The sequence below is a fragment of the Colwellia sp. KU-HH00111 genome (genome assembly GCF_040362745.1).
GTDB lineage: Bacteria > Pseudomonadota > Gammaproteobacteria > Enterobacterales > Alteromonadaceae > Colwellia.
Window position 1 is genome coordinate 130,700 of record NZ_BAABWO010000011.1, and the last position, 25,672, is coordinate 156,371.

Consider the following 25,672-nt stretch of genomic DNA (forward strand, 5'->3'; position numbering starts at 1 on the left):
GATAAATAAATAAACTTTGGTGTGTAAATTTTTTGCTTTGTTATTCACCTGCAAATGCACAACATGAGATAAGGACTTTTTAATATGCACAAATCTAAAATGAATAAAAGAGTGTTCAAGCTTCTATCTTGTATACTCTTGATGTTTGCTTCTAGCCAAGTTTCAGCCTATGTGCTTGGCCCTACGACTCCAGGGAAGTGGGGGCCTTCAACAATTGGAACGGGGGCAACTGTAACGTGGAGTTTAATGGGGGCAGGTTTAGCCACTGACTCTGGTACTTCTGTTGCGTTAAGCTCATTTATGCCCGCTGGATTTAAAACGGCTATTACTGCGGCTTTTTCTGCATGGAGCGCTGTCGCAGATTTAACTTTTGTTGAAGTTGTAGACCCTAGTGTTGGTTGGGCAGACCCAGGTGCAGGCGTTAGTGATATTAGAATAGGGGGGCATAGTTTTGATGGTCCTTTTGGTACACTCGCTCATGGTTTTTATCCACCTGCTAATGGTGGAACTGCAGCGGGTGATATTCATTTTGACGTGGCAGAAACATGGAAAATCGGTTTCGGTGGTACAGGGTTTGATATTTTTCAAGTTATGGCCCATGAGTTAGGCCATGCCTTAGGTTTAAATCATACTGCTGTTGCTAGTTCACTGATGAACCCTTTTTATACTGAAGCTTATAGCGGTCCACAAGCAGATGATATTGCCGGTATGACTTATCTTTATGGCCCCGCTAACACAGTTTCACCCGTACCTGAGCCTAAGAGCGTTGTATTATTATTATTAGCGGTAATTTTGTTAGTTTTTGGTCATAAGAAAAACCAACACGCTAACTTACAATAGTTTACGAAAAAGTTTACGAAAAAAAAGCTTATGAAAAAATGGATTGTCCAGTATGTTGTTGTGTTGTTTTGCTTGCTATTAAGTGAGAATGCCGTGGCGTACTGGGCAAAAATGAGTAAGGAAGCGTTATTGAATTACCCCATTATTGTTTACGGGCAATATATTGGAACCTCACCTGTTAACATTGATGCAAATTCCTCTTTAACCAATTTAGGGGTAATAAAAACTTTTGAAGTTCTCAAAGGTAAACAAAATCAACCATTATATTTTCTTAAAGGTCATGATCCTAACTTGCCAATCAGCAGTGATATGCTATTTTTTGAACCTGGACAAATTGGACTGTGGTTTTTACAGCCGGTAGAAAATAGTACAAACCTCTATCAACTCAATCACCCCAGTCAATATCAACACCTCAAGGAAGAAATTAGCGAGCTAGAACGATGGAAATCGTTGTTAAAATAATCAAGGCTATGGAAAAGATATTATTATGGATAGCTTCTCAATTCTATTAGGCTAAGCTTAAGGAGTGTTATTGGTAATGGATAAGCACTAGTCTGATTGGTATGAACTATCAAACTACTTTATATTTAACTAATGAAAACATTAACGTTAGGATGAAAAGCGTGATAAAAATATGGGTTGTTTTGATACTTGTTTTACTTATCGGTTGTAGTGAAAAAACATATGATGAATATATATCTGACGCTAATCAGCAAATCACCACCAACAATACGGCTAAGGCCATCATATCGTTAAAAAATGCCATCCAAATATCCCCAAAGTCACCACTTGCTAGGTTTATGTTAGGGCAGTTATATTTCCATGAACATCAATATAAAAATGCTGAAAAAGAACTAAACAAAGCGCTGGTTCTAAAACACCCGGCTAATCAAGTTATTCCATTATTATCAAAAATATACCATAAGACTAATGATGATTTAGCATTGCTTTCTCTCGAGCATAAATACACACAATTATCCATAGAGCAAAAAGCCGAAATTGGTTTTCACAAAGCACAAGCCCACTTACGGTTGCAGCAAGAGAAAGAAGCGATAAAGCTGTTAAAGAAAATAAGTCAATATAAAACAACTTCACCCTTTAAAACGTTAGCGAATAGCTACGTTTTATCGACCAATAAAAACTTTGATAACGCGTTAGCACAAATTGACTTTTTATTAGAAAAGTTTCCTACTCAAGCGGATGCGCTAAAACTGAAGGGGATGCTGTTATTAAAAAAAGATCAAAAGTCAGCAGCAGTAAAAATATACCAGCAATATCTAAAAGCATACCCAGAAGACAGAGCGAGTCAATTATTCTTAGCACGTTTATTAACGGTAATGAATAGAACAAAAGAGGCTGAGCCGATAGTTGATGGTTTACTTGAAATATATAATACCCATGCGTTATTAAATCAACTTAAAGCGGTTGCTCGCTACCATGCTAAAGACAATACCAGTGCGTTAGCATATTCTGAGAAAGCAATCCTGAAAAATCCACGCGAACCTGTATTAAGATTAATTGCAGGTTATAGTGCCTATCAATTGAAAAACTGTAATACTGCTTACAATCACCTCTCTATAATTGCTGATAAACTAGCATATGATCATCCAGCCTTAAGACTCCTAGCTATATGCCAAGTTAATTTAGGGTTTGGTATAGCGGCAAGTAACACGCTCAGTTTAATTAATGAAGCTAGTCCCCCGGATGCGGAACTTTTTTCTATGGTTAGCTTCGCTTTAATTAATCAGGGAGAGATAGTAAAAGCTAAAGAAGTACTCAACGCTTCGCCTTTAGAAGGCAATAGTGAAGATTTAATGCTTTTGGGAATCATGAAACTCTCAATGAACGAAGTATCTGATACTATAAATCTTGAGCTTGCACACCAACAGACGCCGAGTAATAGTCTAACCAAACAAACTTTAGCAACCGCCTATTTACAGACCCAACAATTCGAACAGGCATTAACGTTGGCAGAGGGTTGGAAAAAAGAAAATAGTAAAGACAGCCAAGCTTATTTAGTTTCAGGTTTAGCTTATGTAAAGTTACTTGATTATGCAAAAGCGAAGCTTGAATTTCAGCAATTAGTGGCAATTGCGCCGGAAAATCTTAAAGCTCAATTATTGTTAATAGACGTGTTAGATAAATTAGGTGAATACAGTAAAGCGAGAACTGATCTAAATCAGTTGTTAGAAACACATCCATTTTATGTCCCAGCGTTAGTTAAACTATACTTGTTTTCAGCTAATAAAAACGAAGTGATATCGTTAATGCAATCTAAGTTAAAATCAGTGCCTGAAAACACTGAGTTAATTTTGGCATTGGCGAAAATTCAACTCGCAGAAGCACAGCCCCAAGAAAGTGTTAGTTTACTTTTACCCATTGCAGAACATTCTAATAAAAGTGACGCGTACTGGGACATTCTTGGTCAAGCATACATGCAACTACATCAGTATAATCAAGCTAAAAAGCACTATAAGTTATGGCTGCAAGAGAAACCCCACAATACTTTTGCTTTGATAGGTAATTTGGTATTAATGGATTTATTTCATCAATACAATGAAGCCGTATTGCTCACGAGCAATTATCTTAAGAAAGCAGGGCGTGATAGTCGGTTAGAACTGTTGCATATACATTTCTTAATAAAAGTAAGTGATTTTGACGCAGCTAAACTAAGCTATGCTCAGCTAGCTCAAACTTTGCTTGATTTACCCTTTACAAAAGGGCTTGCTGGCCAAATTCAGATGCATGATAAAAATTATTCCGACGCTTTAGCTAATTTGTTTATTGCGTATGAGCACTTCCCCAACACCCAAAATGTCCAACTGATTTATCAATGCTATTACGGGCTAGAACAAGCTACCAAAAGTTATGCATTTTTAAAGAAACATGTTGAAATGCATCCCAATGATTTGGAAAGTTTGCTGCAACTGGCTGCCTTACAGATTAATATTAACATTGATGAGTCTATTCATAATTATGAAAAAGCATTAAAGATAAATTCTAACAATTTTATTGCTTTAAATAACCTTGCTTCTTTTTACCTTGATAAAGGTCAAGTAGAACGTGCACAAGAGTTTGCTGAGAAAGCTTTAAAATTACAGCCAAGCAACAGCTATGTACTTGATACATTGGGGCAAATATTATTGGCTAAAAAAGAATATCACCAAGCATTAACTTATTTTTCTAAAGCGGTTAGTGACAAAAATGTTATAGATGGTATCTATGTTAATTATATTGAAGCTCTATTTCTTACACAACAGCACGCTTTGGCTAATCGTAAAATTGAACAAAGAAAAATTACCTCAGGCAAAGCTCTTGAAAAGTTGTTGAGCTTAAAGAAAAAATATAAGACTTAATATGCTTGGGAGGGGTTTGGAACAATTAAAAGCATCTTAAAAAATGATTTTTTTAGATGCTTTTAAATAGGCTTTGTATAAATATCAATAGCATTGAATTAAATGATTTTCTTACATTCTTTTATACATTCCAAGCAAGATTCTTCACACGCTTTACATTGAGGGTGTTTCGAGTGTTTACCACATTCTTCAGCACAAACCTGACAAACGTCTATGCAAATTTTGGCAACTGCTACTAATTGCTCTGATTGATAAGTGGCCATTTTGGCAAGTGCTCGGCACATCACTATCATTTCGTTAACCGTTTCAGCACATCGAGCAACACTGGTATCACCTGATTTAAACAACTCTATACAATGATCGATACACTCATCACCATGTTGAGCGCATTCATTCGCGATGCTTACCAGTGCTTTGTTTATTTTTGTCATTGGGTGATGGTGATGAGAATGATCTTGAGCAGAAAATGCCGTACCTGACGCTACAACTGCTGAAGTAGCAAGTATGCCTTTTAATAAAGTTCTACGAGAGTGATTTTCATTTTTTGCGTGATCAGACATATTTTATCTATCCTATTTATCTATGATTGCTTGAAAGTGAGTTAATATTGAACTAACTAACTGTAATCAGTAAAGTTTAACATATCTCCTTGCATTGTATATACTTTCAGCAGAGCAAAAGATAAGTGCAGCAATGTTATCATTGAAAGAAATAAACATCAGCAATGATATGTAGACAAGGTTATAAATACGCTTTTAATCAATGGGTTGCCTCTGTGTCTTTGAATTATCGCAGAATGGGAAATATATTAATTAACTTAACGGTAAAGTGATTGAAAAAATACTGCCCTTATTTATTTCACTTTTTACATTCACCGAGCCCTTGTGAGCAAGCGCAATGTGTTTGACAATAGATAGCCCTAGCCCTGTTCCACCTAACGCTCTGCTGCGAGCTTTGTCTACACGATAAAAACGTTCAAACAATCGTGATAAATGCTCTTCTGGAATTCCGCTTCCTTTATCTTCAACACTGATTTCAATATCGTGCGAATTTTTGATCACAGTAAGTTTTATTTCACTGTTGCCATCACTATATTTTATTGCATTATTGAGTAAGTTAATTACAGCTTGTTCAATTAAAGAGGGGCTATGCTTAAAGGTTATATCTTCGGCTTGGTTCAAAATAATGTCGATGTTTCTCTCTAATGCCTTGTCTTTACATAGAAATATAGCATTGCTTAAAGCTAAGGTTATAGACTCATCGACAAAATCTATTTCATTAATTTCTGTTTCTTTTTCTATTTTAGATAAGGTTAATAAGTTTTCTATAATACCCTCTAGACGAATAGAGTGAGTATGAATAATATCAATAAATTCTGCGTTTTTCTCTTGGGTTAAGTTAGGAAATTCAATTAATGTTTCAGATAACCCTTGTATTGCAGTCAATGGCGTTCTAAGTTCATGTGAAACATTAGCAACAAATTCTTTTCTTTGTAACTCAAACTCTTTTAATTGGGTGATATCATTAAACACCACAAGAGTGCCACATTTGTTTTTATGAATATCAAGTAATGGCGCTGATTGGGCGAAAAGTACTTGTTCAATGTCGTTATGGATAATAATTTCTTGCCCAACCGGCTGGTCTTGCTTGAGGGCATATAAAATTAAATGGTTTAACTCTACATTTTCAACAACATCTTTAAGTTTTTCACCTTCGATATTATTTTCAGAAATTTTTAAAATATTATAAGCCGCTTGATTAATGCGTAAAATATTTTCGCTATTATCTACTGCAATAACGCCTTCAACCATACTGGAAAATACCGCTTCTTGTTCATTTCTCTGGTTAAGAATTATTTCTATTCGTTGGTTTAATTGGATAGCAATTTCGTTGAACGCTTGCCCTAGCTGCTCGGATTCAAGCGAGTCGTTAGAGCTGAGTTGTACACGACTAGAAAAATCGCCTTTGGCTAAACGTTGTGCTTGAACCTTCATAACTTCTAAAGGCCTCACAAGTGCTTTAGACATCCACCAACTTGCAAATGCCGTTATGATGGTTAGGATAATAAACCCAAGAGATACCTTGTAATATATGCCTCTTAGCGCATTCTGTAGTGTATTTAACGGCGTTGAAGTTCTCATTACGCCTATCATTTTATTTTGCGCTAAAATTGGCATAGCAAAATACATTGAATCAATTGCTAACGTGTGACCGTAACGTATTGATAAACCCTTACCGCTAAGAATAGCTTGCTCAACTTCTGGACGTTTTTTATGATTATCCATTGTGGTAGGATCTTTTTTGTTATCTCCAACAATTTCACCAGAAGGTAAAATAATTGTGATCCGCGTGAATGAGTCGTCACCTAATTGTTGAGCCTTATATTGTACTTCTTGGTATTTTTTGGTTTGAAGCAGACGAGCAAATTCAGGTGTTAGTATTTTAGCTCTTATTTCTAAATCACTTGCACGCTCTTGATAGTAAAACGATTTAAATGACCATAATGCAATCATCACAATTGCAAGTAGTGAAATAAATGAAATAATTAAAAAGGAAGGATATAACTTCCAAAAAAGGGTTTTGCGTTTTATGGTCATTGCATGTTCGTTGGTGAAAAATGCTTATTTAAAAGAATATTAAGCTTAGGGAATAGATACTTTAACAAGTGTGAAGTAACAATACTATACACTTAATAGCAACACTTTGTTCTTTGGTTTAATTGGCAAATAACAAGGAAAAAAAAGCACCACGAATGGTGCTTTAGATGTTTGAGAATCAGACTGATTACTGTTTTTTTAATCTTCTTGATGCTAATCCCATAATGCCTAATGCGAAGATAGCAAGAGAAGAGGGTTCAGGGACATCTGTTGGGCTTCCTACTATGAGAGTTAGGGAATCTGATGCTATATTATTTGACCATGCCCATTCGTAGGCTCCAACATTAGCGCCTAATGATGCGAAGGTTGCACCAGCAAAAGTTCCACTGCCTGATATTACCTGACCAGATTGATACCCATTTGGCATCCATATTTGTCTAAAAGAAGATGAAAAGTCGATAAATAAGTTATCACCTGCGATAATGCCTCCTGATAACGAACCAGTAAATGCAGCTAGTGTTGGGGTTTTGGTAAATGCTGCTAAATCATAGTCGTCAACACTGCCAGAAGCGAACATAGATTGTAAATCTCCAACTCCTCCAGCTGTCCATAAATTACTGGAGTTGCTATTTCGCGTTGCATCAAAGACTGCAGAGCCTAAGTCAAGAGAACCATTCCAACTAATTACTACATCACCATTTAACTCATCAAGGTTAAGTATCAATCCAGCATTCGCTAAGCCACTCATAGATATAATCAAACCAACTAAGGCCATTTTTAACATTTTTATATTCATTGTATCTTCCTTTGTAATACATTCATTGAAAGAGAATGGTATTTTTATTGTTGGAAGCATGATATATACAAAAATCATTCCAAAGCATATATACTCTTTTTTTTCATAGGTTTAGGTTCCGCTATAAACCACCGAAATCAATAGATGTAAAGTAATTGGACACTCGCTGTGCATAATTATTAATTGCCTTTAGTTAATAAATTCAATTATGACCACTTTGCAAAACGTTCCTTTATAATTCCGCACATTACACAACTGCCTTAGCTAAACCCTGAGAATACGATAAGGGCAGTTATATCACCATTTATGACGCTACCATATACTAGTAACAGCACTAGTTTAAGTGTATAGAACAAGTTAAGCGTTTACCCTACAACAATTCAACCCGTAAGCTAAACATCCACGTTATACACTAATCTACTCGCGCTACAAAGTCGGGCTTCGTGAGTCTTAGCTGCCTAAAGCAGCTAAAGTGTAGCTTTACAGTGTGAAACCCTTCCATAGTTAATAAATCTCTTTCTAAAATTATAGATCGAGAGAACTAGTAAACCTGATAAACCAAAGCTACCACCTGAAGAAGATTGTTCTTGAAGCGAAGGTGGAGCAGTTACATTGTTATTATTAATTGTGTCGTCAGACGAGCTCTCAATAAAGTTAGCTACGACGGTTCTGTTTGAATTCATGTTAACGACACAAGTTTTCAAACTGTCTGTTGGAATCCAGTTGACTACTCTATTGTCAAATTCGCCCCAGACAATATCATCTATACCATTTGAATCAATATCAGCAAATGAAACAGAAGTTAGTCCATCATTAGCTCGATGTACAATATCTGTAATAAAACTTCCATCTTGATGCTGAGTTAATAGCCCCACATCCTGCCCATAATAGGAAGTTACAAGTACATCTGTTAGATTATTTTGATCAATGTCTCCAAGTGCCACACCGTAAACATAGTTATCAGCATAAATTGTTGATTCGATATAATCAGAAGCCGTTAAACGATAGGCTAATACCTTGTTTAAATTAATTGCGGTGCCAACGATATCAAAATTGCTGCTACCAGTTAATTTCCCTACTGCCAGCTTGAAGAAAGCTCCTTCAGTCGGGATATCTTGATATAAAGAAAATTGGTTATCGCCTTCGTTGGCGTACCATCTCAAGCTAGGCCCAGTAACAGAATTTACAATATCTTTTAAACTATCTGCTGAAATATTCGCACTAAAGCTTCCTAGTAACAAATCATTTAAACCGTCTTGATTGATGTCGGCTATCGCTAATGAATAGGGGTGTTCATTGGCGATCTCAATCATATCAGTCAAGGTAAAATTACCATTACCATCATTCATATACGATAAAATAGCGTTGGCTTTGTAATCGACAACAAAAATATCAGTATCACCGTCGCCTTCCCAATCGGCAGTAGTCATGGAGCTTGAATAAATTGGGGCGGAAAATGTTTGTGCAAGTTGATATTGCTCGTTTCCTAACGAAAAACTGACGGTTAACTGGCTGCTAAACAATGAAATGGTTGCTATATCTTGTAACCCATCACCATTGAAATCTGCAAATGCTACCTCTTTCGGTCGAAACTCCTGAGCAATGAGTTGCTTTTTATCAGGGTTCATTAATACCTCTTCACCAGCATCACAACTACCAGACTCCCAGTGACTAAATTTATATCCGGAGGTTTCTTCAAAGTTTAAAGAAACGATAGAATCACTCGTAATTTTCTGCTGACACGTTTCAGTGCAAAAGGTATTGTTAGATTCAATATTGACCTTTCCTTTACCAATTATCTCAAGTGTTAAAGTTACCTCTTGTGCTAAGACAGCGATTGGAAGGTTGGTCAAAATAGTACTTAATATTAGAAATGATTTTATTTTCATTAGAAGCTCCAAGTTAGTTTCAAATCAATTTGTTCTCAAGTATGATGAAAAGCTATTTTTATAAGATAGTTTTTAAATCCTTTTTTTATCCCCTTTAATAACAGCAGTTTAGAGAGATGTATTTGAAAGAAAGTTTTTGTATAGGAGATATACTCTTTAATCCTGAACGCAATGCGATCATTGTAAATAAGCAAGAAAAACGTATTAAGCCAAAAACTATGTTGCTTATGTGTTATCTGGCAAAAAATTCTGACAGAGTTGTCACTAAAGAAGATATTATGACTAACTTATGGCAGGGTGTCGTAGTAGGTGATGAAGCTGTCACCCGGCTGATTTTTAACCTCAGAAATGTCTTGTGTGATGATGCCAAAAACCCAAAGTTTATAGAAACTATTCCAACCAAAGGTTACCGTCTACTTGTTGCCCCAGACGTTATTAAAACGAAAGTAGATGGCAGAAAATACAAATTTCTAGTATTGGCCTTTGTGATGTCACTTGTTATAACGTCACTGATGAGTCTATTCATCAACAAAAATGAGTTATACACAGGTACAATCTCAGAAGTTGCATCGGTTACAAATAAAGCTGGTTTAGAGCGGCACTTTAATATCAATTTCAAAACCAATAACTTGCTATATGTGCATGTAACAAATAGCAGTAGTCAGTTGTTTTTTAAGCTTAAAGGAGAGGGTGTCCCTATACAACTCACCGATAGTCATTCAAGAAAACGCTCTCCAAAATGGTTAAATGAGGATACTTTTTTATATATACAAGCAAGACGAAATGATTATGCAATTACTCGTCAGAATTTGGCAGGCAAGCAAGAAGATTTATACTCAACACAGAATTTTATTTACTGGGTTAATCAAACCAAGCAAAAACTCTTTTTTACCGAAGAGTCTAGTTCAAAAGGGCAGCGAAAAACTAGTTTAAAATCACTCGACTTAGTTACGGGGAAAGTGGATAACTTGTCTGAAAACAACTCCGAATTACCTGACTATATTTCTTCTTTTGCAGTCGATTTAAGTGGAAACCGTTTGTTTGTATCAGATCAAAGTGGTCAGCTGATGTTATTTGAACTTGGCAGCAAACAATTGCACCCACTACAAAGTAATTTCACACGTGTCTTACATATTGATGTAATTAACGAGCATACTTTGCTAGTGACCGGGCAAAATGATGCAGCTAGTGGAATATGGAAAGTTAATTTATATGATAATGAACAAAGTTTAGTGCTTTCGGCAACTGGAGGACTGGAAATAGCTCAAGCTATATTACATCAAGGCAAGTTATTTTACTCAACCTATCAATTTGATACTGATATTTATCTTTTAAATGAAGGAAAGTCATTCCCGCTAGAAACAATAAATACCCCTTACAACGAATTGCATCCAAAATTTATCGATAATCAAAGCAGTATATTGTTTATTTCTAATAGCGGCGGAGGCTACGATTTATGGCATTACAAATTAAACACTGATTTTGCTGAACGGATAACTAACTTCAATGCAAGAAAAATGTATCCGCCCGTAATTTCATCAGATGGCGAATTGGTTGCAGTATCGTTTGAACAAGAGAACAAGCACTTTGCGGTTATTGACTTAACACGCAACATACAGGAGAGTAATATACAAATTGATAATCAGCGATTTCCGCTCGGTTGGTCTGAAGACAAGCAGACACTATATTTCAGTGAATATTCAGATAATATAAACCTTTTTAAAACCTCTCGCGATCTTAGTAAAACTAAATTAATTGCAGCAAATGGCGGTTTATTTGTGAACCTAAATGATGCAGCCAATACTATAGTATTTGCTGACTATGTCAGTCAGGGGATTAAAACGTTAAGTGATAAAGGTGAAGTTCTAAACTTTACGCCGCTCAACATTCTCAACAACTTGACCATTGGTGAAGCTATGATTAAAAACAAAGCCTTGTATATTGCTTTACGCGGAGAGAATGAATATAACATTCAGAAAATTAATGTCTCGAATGGCGACACTTCATATGTCACTGAGCTCCCAGTGCAATCGCATTTTTCCGATATTGATGCACATGGAAAAAAAGCATTATATTTATTACGTGAAGCATCTGGACCCCAAGGTGATATTATTAAAGTAAATTTTAAGAATTAACCGCGTTGTTATCAGCTCATCAGCCTTAATTTATTTTAACTTCAACCCTGATACTCACTATTTTAAGTAAGCTCACATATATTTGCTGCAGAATGCTTATAATATATTATTAAAGGTAATCAATTAATCATTCAAGCCTGTTTAGAAAAAGAAAAGATTAATAAAGGTGCTTTAATTCACTAAAGCGCTTCTTTCCTGTATAATCCGCGCACTAAAATTTCCTTAAATCTCTTTGATTAATAAAGGCACGAGATGACTGTAGAACAATTCGACCCAAGCACAAGTAACTCAAATAAAAGCCAAACGACCACGTTAGACATTCCGTCTAAAATGATTGAAGAGCAACATAACGACGTTGTTAACTCAAATAAAGTGTCTACTCTTGTTTCTGAAAAAGCTGCAAAGGTGGGCTTCGTAAGTCTGGGTTGTCCTAAAGCCGAAGGTCAACCCAAGCTGTAACCCCCTAATTTATAGGACCACTGTTAATACCGTCCGTTTATTCAACTATCTGTTCCCTTAAAACAACTCCGTTATTTTACAAGTTCATCTATTAATATTAAAAACACCTTGTTTACTTAAATGCGATAACGTACATTTAAAGTGTACTTATTTGTATTTTGGTAAATAAAATGTCAACTAAACTCAAATGGCTTAATGATCAATTATCACAGTTTGAACTACTCTTAATGCCATATTTGAAGCAACATGGTATATCACGTTCGCATGTGCAAAATTATTTGAAAAGTGGTTGGTTAGAAGTAGTTGTTGGCGGTGTATATAAAAAGCCAAATGCAACCATATCGTGGAGTTCGGCACTTTCTGCATTGCAATATCAACAAGCCAGCTCGTTACATCTTTCAGGGCTTTCAAGTCTAGCACAGCAAGGGATATCTCATTACCTCGCCATGGGTAGTGAAACAATCCATTTTAATTCTATAAAGGCCATAAGGTTACCCAAATGGTTATTTTCTCAACATTGGAAGATAGAAGTTAAGTGTTCTAAAGTACTTGATCAAATTGATGAGAATGATCTAATCGAATTAGCTGTTAATAGCCAAACAGTCAAAGCTAGCGTAATTGAATTAGCGGTTTTAGAAATGTTAGAGAAAGTAACAGATGAAAGTAGCTTTATATTTGCTGTTCAAATGTTCCAAGGTTTCACATCGTTAAGACCTAGAAAGCTGCAATCATTATTGGAAAGATCACCTTCTATGAAAGTGAAACGTCTTTTTTTATTTCTAGCACAATATTACCAACATCCTTGGTTTAAGCGCATAGATGAGAGTAAATTAGCTCTAGGCTCTGGTAACCGTCAAATAGTGAAAGGGGGTTATGTCGATAAGCGCTATCTAATCACTGTTCCAATTAGATTTAAACAAGGAGAGTTAGAAAATGGATAAAAATAGCCCTTATTACAAACAAGTAAAATTGTTGATTTCTGTATTGCCTTATGTCGCTAAGGAAAAGTGTTTTTCGTTAAAAGGTGGTACGGCAATTAACTTGTTTATTCAAAACTTCCCTAGATTGTCAGTCGATATTGATTTGGCCTATATGTTATTGGAACAAAGAGATGAAGCTATAGTTAATGTCAGAAGTGCATTAAGCAGAATAGCTAAGCAGATAAGTAATTCAGGAATAGCAAAAACCGAGTTACAACTCAATAGACCTGATGAAATGCGTATCATTGTGTCAGGACAACAAGCACAAATAAAAATTGAAGTATCACCGGTAATGCGAGGCACTTTAAAGCCAGCTATTGAAATGGATCTTATTGAGTCTGTAGAAGATGAATTTGGTTATGCTAGCATTGGCGTGGTGTCATTAGCTGATTTATATGGTGGTAAAATTTGTGCCGCACTTGATAGGCAGCATCCAAGAGATCTTTTTGACATTAAGTTACTTCTTGAACATCAAGGCTTGTCACAGGGCATTGATAGAGCTATTTTTGAAGGTTTTATTGCGTATTTGTTAAGTCACCCAAGACCTATAGCTGAAGTAATGTCTCCTAGGCTTAAAGATATCGAAAGCTCATTTATTCAAGAATTCAATGGTATGACAACACAGGCTGTAACTGTTGATGAACTCATTGTCATACCAAACAAATTAATAGCAGCGCTAAAAACTCACTTTACCAAGCAAGATTTGGATTTTCTGCTGTCGTTTAAATCAGGCAAGCCAAACTGGGAACTTTCACCAGATACTAATATTGCTAATTTACCTGCGGTGCAGTGGAAATTGATTAACATTAATAAAATGAGCATGGATAAAAAATCGCAAGCAGTAGATAAGCTAACTCATGTGCTAACAAAGTGGCTTTAAACTAATACTACAACCAATCATTTCAACAAGCTCAAGCTCGTTATCATGGGCTATATCCGAAGCTGTCTTTAACTGACGAGCTAATGTAGTGCCACCTGATTGCTTATCACTTGACCAACGAATATAGCTATAACATTTCTTTAATTTATATAGATAGAAAGAGAGGGCATGAACCAGTGAGTATTATTGCTGAGTTTTATTAATATGGGCAGTTAATCCTGGTAATAATTTAGATACTCGACAACCTGCCTAACATAGTGATTGTCGAACTTTGAAAAATGATTTTTGGTGAATGGTTCACAATGTTAACTATTGAATCGTTTGATACTTTCATCTACTTCCTTTTTGAATGACTTACAATAAGCACAAGTTACTTTGGGTGAGGTAGTTAGAGCAACCGAATTGATTATTCGCCAACTAAAAAATATAATTGTATTGCTATATACAAAGTGGGTTGTAATATATCTACCGAAACAGGATGTTTTCAAGTTCAACTACTTGAAGTAAAGGAGTATTATAATCAAATCAAATTAAATTAAATCACCGTAACTGTTTGTGCTTTTGCACTAACGGTATTTTTGGCGATGATTAAAAATATAAACTCGAACTGATTTAGTTCACTTAAAATAAAAACAAGGATTTTGTATGTTAAAAAAATAATACTGTTTGCCGTTTTGCTAAGTTTTTCAAACCTATCTATGGCTACAGTTCACCTTTGTCCAGTGACGTCTAAAGTGATAAATGGTTGTTCATTTGATGATATAGGGGTGAATTATGGTGAATTTGTTGAATCTATTGCCGAAGTTATAGCATCTCCATACTCAGGAGACTTTACTCCTTCTTGTAATGCTCATGATATCTGTTATCAAACGGTAGGAAAAACGCAACAAACATGCGACCATGAGTTTAGAGAAAATCTTTATGATGAATGTGGAATTGACCCTTTATGTAAGGTGTATGCTGACACTTTTGTTGAAGCGGTTCAAGCCAATGGCATTGATCATTATAATTACGGCGTAAATACTGCTATCTCATTTGCAGGGCAAGCGGAAAGCAATATAACCACTGAAAGCTGTGTTACGACTCCTAAGTATACTGACAGATATAATTCAGGTATGCTTGATTACATTAAGAGTGAATTTAATTCTCGTGTAGGGAGAAATCCAACCACAGCAGAGGAATTTGACTTACTCAATCTATACTTACTAAATGAGAGTGATTCTGATAATGATTACACTAATTGGAAAAGCTCTGTGATTGCTTCAATTCAAAGCAATTACCTAAATACTTCTGGGCCTGAAGCTATCTTTTATAAGCAATAAGTAACGGTTCGTGGGTGGACTTCAGCATTTATTTTAGATGGTTCATTATCAAAAGGTCAGCCAGTTAATTATAAGTGGCATATGGCTCACAATCATCAAGAAGAATTCGATAAAGATATTAGTAAACAGACACCTCTTGCTGGTGGTATGATGTATATCAGTGGTTATTTAAGAGTTGATAGTACTTACGGCAAAGACTACATAATTGTTGATGAATCATTTTATGTTAATTCGTGTCCATCCACACCATGTAATATAGAACCATAAGGAAATAGCGATGAATATATCAAAACTTTTATTTACGGCGTTGTTAGTGTTTATTCTGGGGGGATGCTCTTCTATGAAAGCCATTGACACGGTTCATGTTAATTCTCATGCTGAGCTGACAAAATACCTAGAAGTAGGTGATGAGGTTATTGTTATCACTAAGCAAGGTATAACACATGAACTTTCTATTACTGATATTCATGCTGATGCCATTTCTGGTGGTGAAGTGAAAATACTTATTGCAGATATTGAAAAAATAAATAAGAAAGAATTTTCTTTGCTGAAAACAGGTGGGCTTATATTAGGTATACTTTCGATAGTTGTTATGAGTTGCTGCTTTATAGTTTCGTAAGGTATTATGAGAACGAATTCAGATGGGTTAGATTAAGCCCATCTGAATTTATCTTCCCTTATTAAAAGAAAACCTGTACTAAATAATGAATAAGCTAAAACCACCATTCATAAAGCTGTAATTATCAATTAAAACACAAAAGACAAGCAATATATTCTCCTGTATAATCTCGCCCAATTCATTAAAGCCTTTACAAAGACCCTGACTTTGCAATAAAGGCAGTTAAACCACCATTTATGACGTTGCTATGGCTTATTAAACGATAAGTTAAGGCATCGGCAAACGCTGTAAAGTTCAAGTTGAGAGAGCCATGACCGTAGAACAATTCGACCCCAAAAGCACAGCTAATGCAGCTTCTAAACAAAGTTTTGCTAAGCAAACTACAACGCTTGAAACGCCAGTTAAGATTATTGAAGCGCAAAGTAATGCTCAAGCAAGTGACCAGCCATCATCAAATCGCGCTGCAAAGGTGGGCTTCGTGAGTCTGGGTTGACCTAAAGCCGAAGGTCAATCCAAACTAAAGGCTTTATTTTATAAGGTCTACTGTCAATACTATATCTTTTTCAATTATTTAATTCCTTAAAATAACCCTTGTTATTTTACAATTATTACTATCAATAACCTGTTTAATTCAATGCAATATCGTGTGTTTTAAGTATACTTTTCTTGAATTTTCATTAAATAATTTGAGTTCTATAGTTTTAATAAATTGTGAAAAAAACAAAATTCTCTATCTCCTTTATTAAACAAACTAATTTAAGAGAGTATTGTTTGTCTGTAATTTGAATATTTTAATAAGTTTGCAATTAATATTTTTTATTTCTAGAAATTCACAGGCTTCAATAAGGTAAATTATTTTCTTTTTAGAGGAAGCAAATCAAAGAATCTACACCCACGTCACATTTAATGTATATTTAACTTATCTTTTTCTTGTTATCTTTCATGTTTTTAATAGTTGGAGTAAAAAATACTTTACCAATAATTGTATTAAAATAAAATGCTATATAGATCATTATTAGTTCTTACAAGATAACTTAAATTTAATGAAATTGATGGGAAACCTATTGCTTAAATTGATTTATAAACTGAACCAAGCTTATCCCAAAATTATTAATAATCATCTATGGAGTATTGTATTTTTTATTACTTCTCTGGCTACCAGAATGAATATGACAAAAGACTTAAATTATTAGGGATAAATAAATGACTGCCCATAATTCAATCGAAATCGTAGAAAAAATTTACAAATTGTCTAAGAAAAGACACATTAAAGACGTGGATAATTATATACAAAGCATTTTAGCTGAACTGTTAAAGGAACAGACTAGTGATGATGCTCTGACTGCGCTCTCTAAAATTGAATTTCGTTCTGATATACGTGAAGAAAGAAGGTTTAAAATTACTAAGCCTGATTTTAAATTACTTGTCGAAAGCTTGAAAGAAGAAAAAAACTTTGACGGATATTTATTAAAAGCTTCAATTGAATTAATAAATAAATTAGTGCAATTAGGTGGGGACTATTTAACACAGTTAAAACTGCATGATAAAGAAAGTTCAGTAAGAAAAGTATATAACGCGCTACAAGATTTATGTGAAATGGATAAAGATACTTTTATAAAAATATTGCACTCTTGGATTGCTCATTGTCATTTATATTTTGCAGAAGGAGAGCTAAAAATAGACGAGAATTTTGTAACTAAAAAGCATAAAGAATTATTTGGTTACGATCTTAAGGTAGAGAAAAGGATAGGTAGTTTAGCGCATAAAACGTTTTTGTTATGGAATAACCAATGTTCGAAGAAATGCACGAAGAAATTATCAATTGACCCATTATCTGGTGACGATATCAGAGCAATAAAGGATATATTCGATGGAATAATAGAAGAAATAGAAGATTCCCTCTATAAAAAAGAGCGCTTTTTTTACTCTCAATTAAACAAGTTAGTTGATAGGTATAATATAACGGTTGAAGATATTGCAGGTTTGAGAGAGATAAAAGAAAAGAGTGATTATTCAGATAAAATATTTAAAGATAAAAATGGTGAAGGTCGCATTCCCAATTTTATATTGGGTTATCATCAATTAAAAAAACAGAAAAGCTTTTTAGATGAATGGGCTGCTAATAGCTCTTTGTTAGAAAATGAAATTGTTAATTTGACAGGAAAAGTAAAATCACTGTTAGATAAATATAGTAGTCAAATAGACATTTATGACACAGGCTTTGCTCTACATAACAATGAATTGCCGACTTTACCAACCGTTATCAAGTCAATATTAATGCCAGATGAAACAGAGCTAACCAAAACGTTTAAGCCCTATGGTAAAAACAGACGTAGTAACAATTCAGATGAACTCTTTAAGCCACAGGAACTTCGTTATAGTGGCAAAATCACAATGATTTCAGACAATATCAGAAGAATGAACCCAGAACATAGGTTTTGGTTTGAATTGTCTCTGGCAGAGTACTTGAATAAGCACCCTACAATAGAACAGAGTTTTACTAATGTTTTTAATTATATTTTTAAAAGCTCAGCTGATATCTATCATGATTACTGGCTTGCATTTTTAAAAGCGTTGAGAGACCGAAGCTTCGTTAATGAACCACCTCAACATTTAGTGTTAATGGATGAAGTGTTGAAAGAATCCTTTGATAGTTATTTTGATAGCTGGGTAAATAGTAATGGTTCATACAAGAGTGTGATAACAGAAAGTCAATTACCAGAAGATAAAAACCCATTTGTAATCAAGCCTAAACAAAATAACAAATGGAATAACGAAAAGGTACTAACATGCTAGAAATTAACAACATTACATCAAATGCGCATGGTACGCTTTTTATAAAGCCAGAGTTGATTATTTTAAATAAAAGTCTAAATAAATTCTGGTCAAATGCTGAAGATTATCGCTTTGCACAGTTTACTGACGAAGACTCATTATTAAAGATAATAAAATTAGCAATAGAGTCAGAGCAGCATATTGTTTTACTTGATGATGGTATAAATCATGAAATTAGATCAATAATCGCAGAGTTAACTGATAGTTTTTCAATCATTCCTTACAACACTATACCAGAAGTAGTCGCTGCAAATGATATGCTGAAAAACAAGAGTCCAGCTTCTGAGGTTATTAGTGCTCAGTTACTTAATATACATTGCATTAACGAAAGTAAAGATTACTTATCTACTGAGTACAAAAATGGCTTTAAACAACATATAGTAAAATTAGCTGCTGAAGCTGAGTTAGAAAACTTCTCTACAGCAAACTCATTTATTGAATCTAAAGCCATGGAGTGTTGTGACTTTTCACTTACCTTGAATCATGATGGCAAGAAAATATTTAACCTACGTAGTTCTGAAATTTCACATATACATAATAAAAATCAAAACGGTTTGCTTTATTTTAAGTGGAACAAAACTGAAACAAAGCAGGCACATTTAGTGCTTGAGAGTAATGAAATTTTACAAAGTACCAACCATGTTTTAAGCCAGTTATCGAAAACTTCAAGTACAAGTATTAGTCACCTATTTGAACTTGAATCATTAACTGGGGTGTTAGTAGCAAAAATAAAAACGCTAGGCGATAAGCCACTAGAGCAAGAGACTTATGCATTACTTGGCTTATTTTTAATTGAACAAGCTATTAAGCTGGCACTGCAATTAAACAGAAGAACGAATGCCTATTTTCTCAATAGAAAAGGATTAGACTTTGCTCTTTTTTATATTGATAAAAGTGGAAAAAACACTTTTATCTCCGAATTAGTTTTTAATCATTACCTTGCGACATCTAAATTAGACTTATATCGAGATATTGTAAATTTTGACTTGAAAAAGTGTGGCCAGTACTTAAGTAACCTAAATAAGTCTAAGGTTTACGCATGCTCAAATCTAGATAAGCTTAATTTACTTATTCAACTGGCAGCCCTTTTCTCAAAGTTTAAGTTCAAACACTATGCTGAATTAGAATTAAACCAAATAGATCAATTAACTCTTCCTGAAGATTACCAACTTATTACAAGTTGGTATGTAAAGTTTGCTCATATCGCTATACATCACGAAAATGCTTTTCAATATAAAAGAAAAACCGCTGATATTCTTCAGGATGAAGAGACAAAAGAGACACTAGAAAAGCTATCTACAGTGGTATACGACGAGTTTACTAATTTATCATTTGAGTATTTTGATAGAGAGTTAACTTCTACATTATTTGATTTATCAAATCTATTTAAAGAATACATAGATAAAATAAATAACTATGAAGAATGCTTTAGCTTTACTGCAAAATTAGCTTCATCTGAAAACAAAGCAAAGTGGTACAACATTGTTAGCCACTTCCAAGGTATTCGAATTCAAATTACGCCAAGAGGAAATGAAAATAAGGTACATATCTCAATTAGGCCTGATGAAGAAGTAGGTAAAAAGACACTTAAGATAAAATTTAAAAAATATTTAGATCAACCAGTTAAAGTGGTGGTTTTGTCGAATAACAAGGTAGTCATAAAAGCAACACTAGAGGTTTTACCAAATTATACAGCTATTGGTTACGGTGTTGTTTTATTTGAAGAGTCTCCTAATTTAGATGATCTTAGACTGATGATATCGAAGGTGTAATCTATGTTTTATATGATGGTGACAGGTGATGACGGTATTTTATATACGGTCACAACTGGCAATGATGATACCGAAGCTGCATATGGTAATAAAGGTGGTCAATCTGACTTTGAAGTTAAGACCGAGCGATATTTTGCAAAAAAAGATATTGACGAAGTCCAAATTCAAGTCTTAAAAAAGGCCACCAATGCTGCATATCACATTCTATTGCATAAACATAAAGTTGCATTTCCGTCTATCAAAGCCTTCCTTAATGTAGAAACGAATAAACCTATAAATGGAGGGCTTACTGCTGATAGTAAAAGTGCAGGGTTAAGTTATGCCGCTACTCTTGCCGTAAACTTTTTGCAAAAAATCACACTGAAGAAACCGAATGAAGGTACGCATTTTTTTACAGGTATCGTCACAGATGAGGGTTTAATAGAGAAAATAAATGAGCTTGACAATAAAATTAATAACACATGTAATTTTATTGAAGGGCAAGAAAACTTACCAGGCCCCTATCGTGTTTTCTTTCCGAGTATAAATAATGATGATATCCAGCAGAATACTAGAGATAGGGTTAAAGCACTAGCCGAATCAAAAAAAATAACCATCACGCTACACCCTGTAAGCCATATTCAGCAAGCATTAGAAATTATGGGTTATGATCTTTTCTCAAAAATAGAAAACCCTTATAGATCGCTCCACAGTTATAGATATGAACATCAGGAGTTATTTTTTGGCAGAGACATAGAAATACAAAATGCAATTACCGAGATAAATAAACATCCCAATAGTCTTTTTATGATTCACGGCCATTCAGGTTCAGGTAAATCGTCTATTGTTCAAGCTGGTGTACTGCCTGCCCTTGAAAAAAATATTGGTCAAATTTTTTACCAAAGTACTATAACGCCAAATCTAGTTAAAGGTAAAAACGACAAAGCACTACAACTTATAAAAGCATTGTTGCTCAATATAGTTGAGCTACAACCTTTAAATCTGCCCGAACTTTGCTTAAACCAAGTTTGGGAAGATAAATTAATACAAATTATCGAGAAACTAGAAAGTCCTGTTTTTTTATGTATCGACCAGTTTGAAGAAGCAACAACTAGTGCTGATTTCAAACAAACCGAAATAGAAAGTGTACTCAGCTTTTTAAAAACTCTTTCCAATGCCCTGCCAGATAAACTTTATGCTTTTATTTGCATGAGAAGCGATGACATAAAGCATATTTATAAAAATTATTACTTCGCTTATGAAGTGCATAGCAACAAACAACAGCGGGCATTAAATATAAGAGAAATCATTGAAAAGCCTGCTGAGCAATTAGGTAAGCCATTTCCCCAAGAATTAGTAGATAAAATAGAGCAAGAAGCAATTCACCTAGAACATGTTCTGCCACAGTTATCATTCTATTTGTATAGGTACTGGAATGGGGAAACATCTCATGGACTGAAAGATGAGATTGTCAAGGTACTCGAAGAGAAGGTAGATGAGTTTAGCGCTCATAACGGGGCGATGAATATAAATCTATTTTTAGAGTTAGTTGTTGCTATATGGGATGGCAAGTTAAGAAAAAAAAGAGCTTACAAAAAGTACCTAGAAATTGCACATAAAGAGTTTTTGCCACTATTTGAAGTTTTAGTTGATAAGCAACTAATGATTAAAGCCCGATTAAATAATGATGTTTACTTTGAGCTGACTCATGATGTACTAGTTAATGTTGATGATAATTCATGGAAAGAACTCAGTAGATATTGTGGTGAATATTGTGATTACTTGGAATGGTTCATCAGTATAGAAGAGCAATATTTATCATGGCTCAGTCACGAAAGATTATGTACAGTCACCCCTGATTTACTTTTAAATACAGCATCCATTGCTCGCGTTCAGGAGATACAAGAAAAGTGCACAATTCATAATAAGTGGGTGGTTAAATACCTTTCTCAATCAATGCAGCAGGAAACTGACAAAGCAAATAAAGAGAAATATAGGTTCAGGCTCGTGGCAGGAATGGCTGTTGTAATGATGGTACTAGCCGGAATTGCTTTTTTAATGTGGAATAAAAGTGAAGCTAGTTTAGAAGTTGCAGAAATCAATGAAAGATTAGCAGATAAAAAAACACATGAACTACTAAAACTTGGCTCTCAAGGTCTTATGGCAAAAGCCAATAAAGAGTTTGAGGGTGGTAATTATCTTACTTCTACATTATTAGGTCTAAATGCAATCCCTGGTATTTATGGTGGTGAACGACCTGTAATTGAAGATAATTCAGTACTATTAAAATCTTACTCATCTATATTACCTGATTATGTATTTGAGCCAGATGAAGAAATTAAAAATGCTTTTTTTGATGTAAGTGGCGATAGCATATTTATAGTAAACCAACGAGGGTTTGGTAATTATTCGCTTCTTTCAAATAAGGTAAACTTTGAGGTGAATGAAAATTTTCCCATTATGAATGTTTCTCAAAGTAGAAACGGCGAATTTATAGTGGCGATTTCTGCGGATAAAACAATCAAAGTTTATAAGGAAAGTGGTGAACGTAAAGGTGCTAGTAAAGAAGTTATTATTGATATGAATCCACCGAATAACAATGATCGTATTGTAAAAAGTTCATCTATTATCTTAGACTCAATCATTAGTGACGATAGTAAATATATTGTAGCGACACACATGGAAAGGCATACCCTTTGGGATATTGAAACATTAGACAAATTTAACGATATTGAATATTTTAAAAAGAAGTTTGGCGGTAATCCAGAACAATTATTCAAGAGTTATTTAAGTAAAAATAAGATAGTGTCTTTATCGGCATCAGGAGACGTTCATCAGGTCAACATTAAAACGGGCCTAAAAAAGTCATTTATCTCTAAAGAAATAAAGAGAAATCGATTAATCGCTTACGATGGGAATAATTTACTCTCTGTGTACGTAAATGAAACAATTAATGGTCAATCAACACCGCAAGTTAAGCTATTAAATATTCATAATGGAGATATTACAAGCGTCGTAGATCCTGGCTATGGTTTAAGGGGGCTTGAATTTATTAATAACGGAAGGACTTTATTAACAATCGGTAATTCACTTAACTTTTATACTATTGATGAAAATGATCAGTTAACACTTGAGAAACACATCAGGTTGCCAAGCAGTTTTAACAATTATGCCTTATCACCCAATAAGACGAAGATTGCTTTTCATAACGGTAAACTCATATCGACTTGGGATATTAGCTCAATGCGTTTACTTAGTACTCACTCTTTAGGGAGCAATAAAACTGAACGCTCATTAAGTCAAACAAAAAAGGTGACATTAGCATGGTCGAATGACAATAAAATTTTAGCGATAAGAGATAATAAAGTCTATGTGTGGAAGTTAAATGTTCCTAAACAAAAAGGACAAATCTTTGAAAGTAAATATCGAGAGTCTGCTAGCGGGCAATATAGTCCAAGTGGCAAATTTGTAGTTAATTACTCTAATAAAAATATTCAAGTTTTAGATTCTAAAACAGGTAAAGAATTATACAAAACAAACTTTGTGAAAGGGAAACTGGCATTTGGTGTTAATGCTCCTCAAATACACCAATGTAAAAATGGTGATGAATATATTAGCGTAGGAAAAAATAATGGCTCTGTTGATTTTTGGCCTATTGATAATTATTCAAAAACAAAAACATTATTACACGATACAACGTCTTCATATGATGAACGTTCAAGTGGCAGGTTAATATTTAAAATAACCTTTGACTCTACATGTCAAAATATAATCACAACAGGCAATAATGCTCAATTAAAGGTATGGAATGCTAAATCATTGGAACTATTACATACATTTAATTATTCACGGTTACTACTAAATAGGTTGATTTTTATTGATGACAACACATTAATTACCACAAATGGAAAGAATGAATTAAAACTTAGGAATTATTCAACTATGGAAGTTATTCATACACTGACTTTACCAGGTAAAGTACTAAAGTTATTTTATAGCCCTCAAAAAAACACTCTCATGACTGTTTCTGATGTTGAAATAAATAATAAATCTACAAGTAGTTTTAAACTTACCCTTTGGTCTCTTTCTTCGGGAGCTGAGCTTAATAAGTCTGCGTTTAATAGGAACATACATTCAGTGGAAATAGAATTTAGTTCAAACGGTGAATATATTGCACTAAGTAATATAGAAAAAAGTAATACTACAGTATATGGTACTTCTAACTTAGAGGAGCTATATACGTTAAATGACAGTATTAACCCGATATTTACTCCTGATAGTGCAGCCTTATTTACACTAGAAAGTGATGGTTATATAGCCGCAGTTCAACCTGTTGATGGTAAAGCGATTGCTTATCTACCCTCTATTTTTAGCGAATTTAATAACCATAACCTTAGGCATTACTCATTAGCTATTAATGATGACAATCTCGATATCACCTACTCAAATTTACTTTGGCGCGTACCTATTTCAACTGTCTTAAAAAATTCTGAAGTTAATTTAGATAAACTGCCAATTAACAAACGATGTTTATCAGCAGAGGAAAGAAAAAGATTCTTCCTTCCGATGTTAACCCGTGAACAAATATCAGAACGGGAATGTATTAATTATCACTAAGTTTCATGTAATAGCACTTCACATACCTGCGTCACGTTTAGTGCGTAGATCTATAAAACAACTTATTCATAATGTACGTACGCTTTAGGAATACCTAAGGCGTATTCCTTAACTTACAAAGCTTAGGCTCTATAAAGGTGAATATATTATGAATAAAACTCTAGCGATCTCAATACTAGCACTGTCTCTAAATGCTAATTTGGCGCATGCCAATAAACTAGCTGCTATGGCTGCTGCCGAACTAGCGGAAACAATCTTTGATAAACTGAGCGATTTATCAGAAGGTAAATGCCTGAGTGTACATGCTATTGCTCTTGATCGTTCAGATATTTCTCATGCGGTAATTCAAAACGTAGGGAATGACAGCGTTTTGGGCTTATACGCCATAGATCAATCTATATGCAAAAAAAATGGTGCTGCATCATCTTCAGATATTAAAAATTTTGCTATCGCTATTGGTAATGAATTTATTGCACCAGGACTTCAGCTAATCAATACAGGAACCGGTAACGTGACCGGTGTTGTCGCTGTTAAGCAATAAAGGAGAGTGTATGTTTTTCATAGGAACTCAAAGCTTAATCCTATGACAAAATGTG

18 protein-coding genes are annotated in these 25,672 nt (G+C 34.4%); 14 read left to right on the forward strand and 4 right to left on the reverse strand.

Translation table 11 applies throughout. The features are described from left to right. Positions 1-84 precede the first annotated feature (84 nt). The 3 genes from ABXG98_RS17365 (at position 85) to prsT (ending at position 4,196) form a co-directional block, all read left to right on the forward strand. Positions 85-840 carry a matrixin family metalloprotease gene (locus ABXG98_RS17365; RefSeq protein WP_353539963.1) on the forward strand — a complete coding sequence of 252 codons (756 nt, stop codon included), beginning with the start codon at positions 85-87 and terminating at the stop codon, positions 838-840. Between the two features lie 30 nt (positions 841-870). Then, complete coding sequence (locus tag ABXG98_RS17370) at positions 871-1,302, forward strand: hypothetical protein (protein ID WP_353539964.1); 432 nt, start codon at positions 871-873, stop codon at positions 1,300-1,302. A 161-nt stretch (positions 1,303-1,463) separates the two neighbouring features. Beyond that, positions 1,464-4,196, forward strand: coding sequence for an XrtA/PEP-CTERM system TPR-repeat protein PrsT (gene prsT, locus ABXG98_RS17375; RefSeq protein WP_353539965.1), 2,733 nt, complete (start codon positions 1,464-1,466; stop codon positions 4,194-4,196). A 98-nt stretch (positions 4,197-4,294) separates the two neighbouring features. Here prsT and ABXG98_RS17380 read toward each other — a convergent pair whose 3' ends face one another. The 4 genes from ABXG98_RS17380 to ABXG98_RS17395 form a co-directional block, all read right to left on the reverse strand. After that, positions 4,295-4,756 (reverse strand): four-helix bundle copper-binding protein, encoded by a 462-nt coding sequence (locus ABXG98_RS17380; RefSeq protein ID WP_353539966.1) that lies wholly within the window; start codon positions 4,754-4,756, stop codon positions 4,295-4,297. A gap of 252 nt (positions 4,757-5,008) precedes the next feature. Then, a complete protein-coding gene (locus tag ABXG98_RS17385) occupies positions 5,009-6,793 on the reverse strand; it encodes a HAMP domain-containing sensor histidine kinase (protein ID WP_353539967.1) in 1,785 nt (594 codons plus the stop codon). 187 nt (positions 6,794-6,980) lie between these two features. Further along, positions 6,981-7,589 (reverse strand): PEP-CTERM sorting domain-containing protein, encoded by a 609-nt coding sequence (locus ABXG98_RS17390; RefSeq protein WP_353539968.1) that lies wholly within the window; start codon positions 7,587-7,589, stop codon positions 6,981-6,983. A 467-nt stretch (positions 7,590-8,056) separates the two neighbouring features. After that, positions 8,057-9,478, reverse strand: a complete 1,422-nt coding sequence (locus ABXG98_RS17395; RefSeq protein ID WP_353539970.1) for an FG-GAP repeat domain-containing protein — start codon at positions 9,476-9,478, stop codon at positions 8,057-8,059. A 122-nt stretch (positions 9,479-9,600) separates the two neighbouring features. On the opposite strand from ABXG98_RS17395, the gene ABXG98_RS17400 reads away from it, so the two are divergent. The 11 genes from ABXG98_RS17400 to ABXG98_RS17450 all read left to right on the forward strand — a co-directional run bounded on the left by ABXG98_RS17400 (position 9,601) and on the right by ABXG98_RS17450 (position 25,617). Next, positions 9,601-11,613 (forward strand): winged helix-turn-helix domain-containing protein, encoded by a 2,013-nt coding sequence (locus tag ABXG98_RS17400; RefSeq protein ID WP_353539971.1) that lies wholly within the window; start codon positions 9,601-9,603, stop codon positions 11,611-11,613. 252 nt (positions 11,614-11,865) lie between these two features. Then, positions 11,866-12,072 (forward strand): hypothetical protein, encoded by a 207-nt coding sequence (locus ABXG98_RS17405; RefSeq protein WP_353539972.1) that lies wholly within the window; start codon positions 11,866-11,868, stop codon positions 12,070-12,072. A 170-nt stretch (positions 12,073-12,242) separates the two neighbouring features. Beyond that, a complete protein-coding gene (locus tag ABXG98_RS17410; RefSeq protein ID WP_353539973.1) occupies positions 12,243-13,013 on the forward strand; it encodes a type IV toxin-antitoxin system AbiEi family antitoxin domain-containing protein in 771 nt (256 codons plus the stop codon). Continuing rightward, positions 13,006-13,932 (forward strand): nucleotidyl transferase AbiEii/AbiGii toxin family protein, encoded by a 927-nt coding sequence (locus ABXG98_RS17415; protein WP_353539974.1) that lies wholly within the window; start codon positions 13,006-13,008, stop codon positions 13,930-13,932. Before ABXG98_RS17410 ends, ABXG98_RS17415 begins: the two co-directional genes overlap by 8 nt. Before the next feature lie 698 nt (positions 13,933-14,630). Continuing rightward, positions 14,631-15,254, forward strand: coding sequence for a phospholipase A2 family protein (locus tag ABXG98_RS17420; protein ID WP_353539975.1), 624 nt, complete (start codon positions 14,631-14,633; stop codon positions 15,252-15,254). Positions 15,255-15,531: 277 nt separating this feature from the next. Then, positions 15,532-15,873, forward strand: coding sequence for a hypothetical protein (locus tag ABXG98_RS17425; protein WP_353539976.1), 342 nt, complete (start codon positions 15,532-15,534; stop codon positions 15,871-15,873). Positions 15,874-16,183: 310 nt separating this feature from the next. Next, positions 16,184-16,366: a hypothetical protein gene (locus ABXG98_RS17430; RefSeq protein ID WP_353539977.1), complete on the forward strand. Its 183-nt coding sequence runs from the start codon at positions 16,184-16,186 to the stop codon at positions 16,364-16,366. A gap of 710 nt (positions 16,367-17,076) precedes the next feature. Next, positions 17,077-18,669 (forward strand): hypothetical protein, encoded by a 1,593-nt coding sequence (locus tag ABXG98_RS17435; RefSeq protein WP_353539978.1) that lies wholly within the window; start codon positions 17,077-17,079, stop codon positions 18,667-18,669. Further along, positions 18,663-20,480 (forward strand): hypothetical protein, encoded by a 1,818-nt coding sequence (locus ABXG98_RS17440; RefSeq protein WP_353539979.1) that lies wholly within the window; start codon positions 18,663-18,665, stop codon positions 20,478-20,480. Before ABXG98_RS17435 ends, ABXG98_RS17440 begins: the two co-directional genes overlap by 7 nt. Before the next feature lie 3 nt (positions 20,481-20,483). After that, positions 20,484-25,076, forward strand: a complete 4,593-nt coding sequence (locus ABXG98_RS17445) for an nSTAND1 domain-containing NTPase (protein ID WP_353539980.1) — start codon at positions 20,484-20,486, stop codon at positions 25,074-25,076. A gap of 148 nt (positions 25,077-25,224) precedes the next feature. Further along, positions 25,225-25,617, forward strand: coding sequence for a hypothetical protein (locus ABXG98_RS17450; protein ID WP_353539981.1), 393 nt, complete (start codon positions 25,225-25,227; stop codon positions 25,615-25,617). The last annotated feature ends 55 nt before the right edge of the window (positions 25,618-25,672 follow it).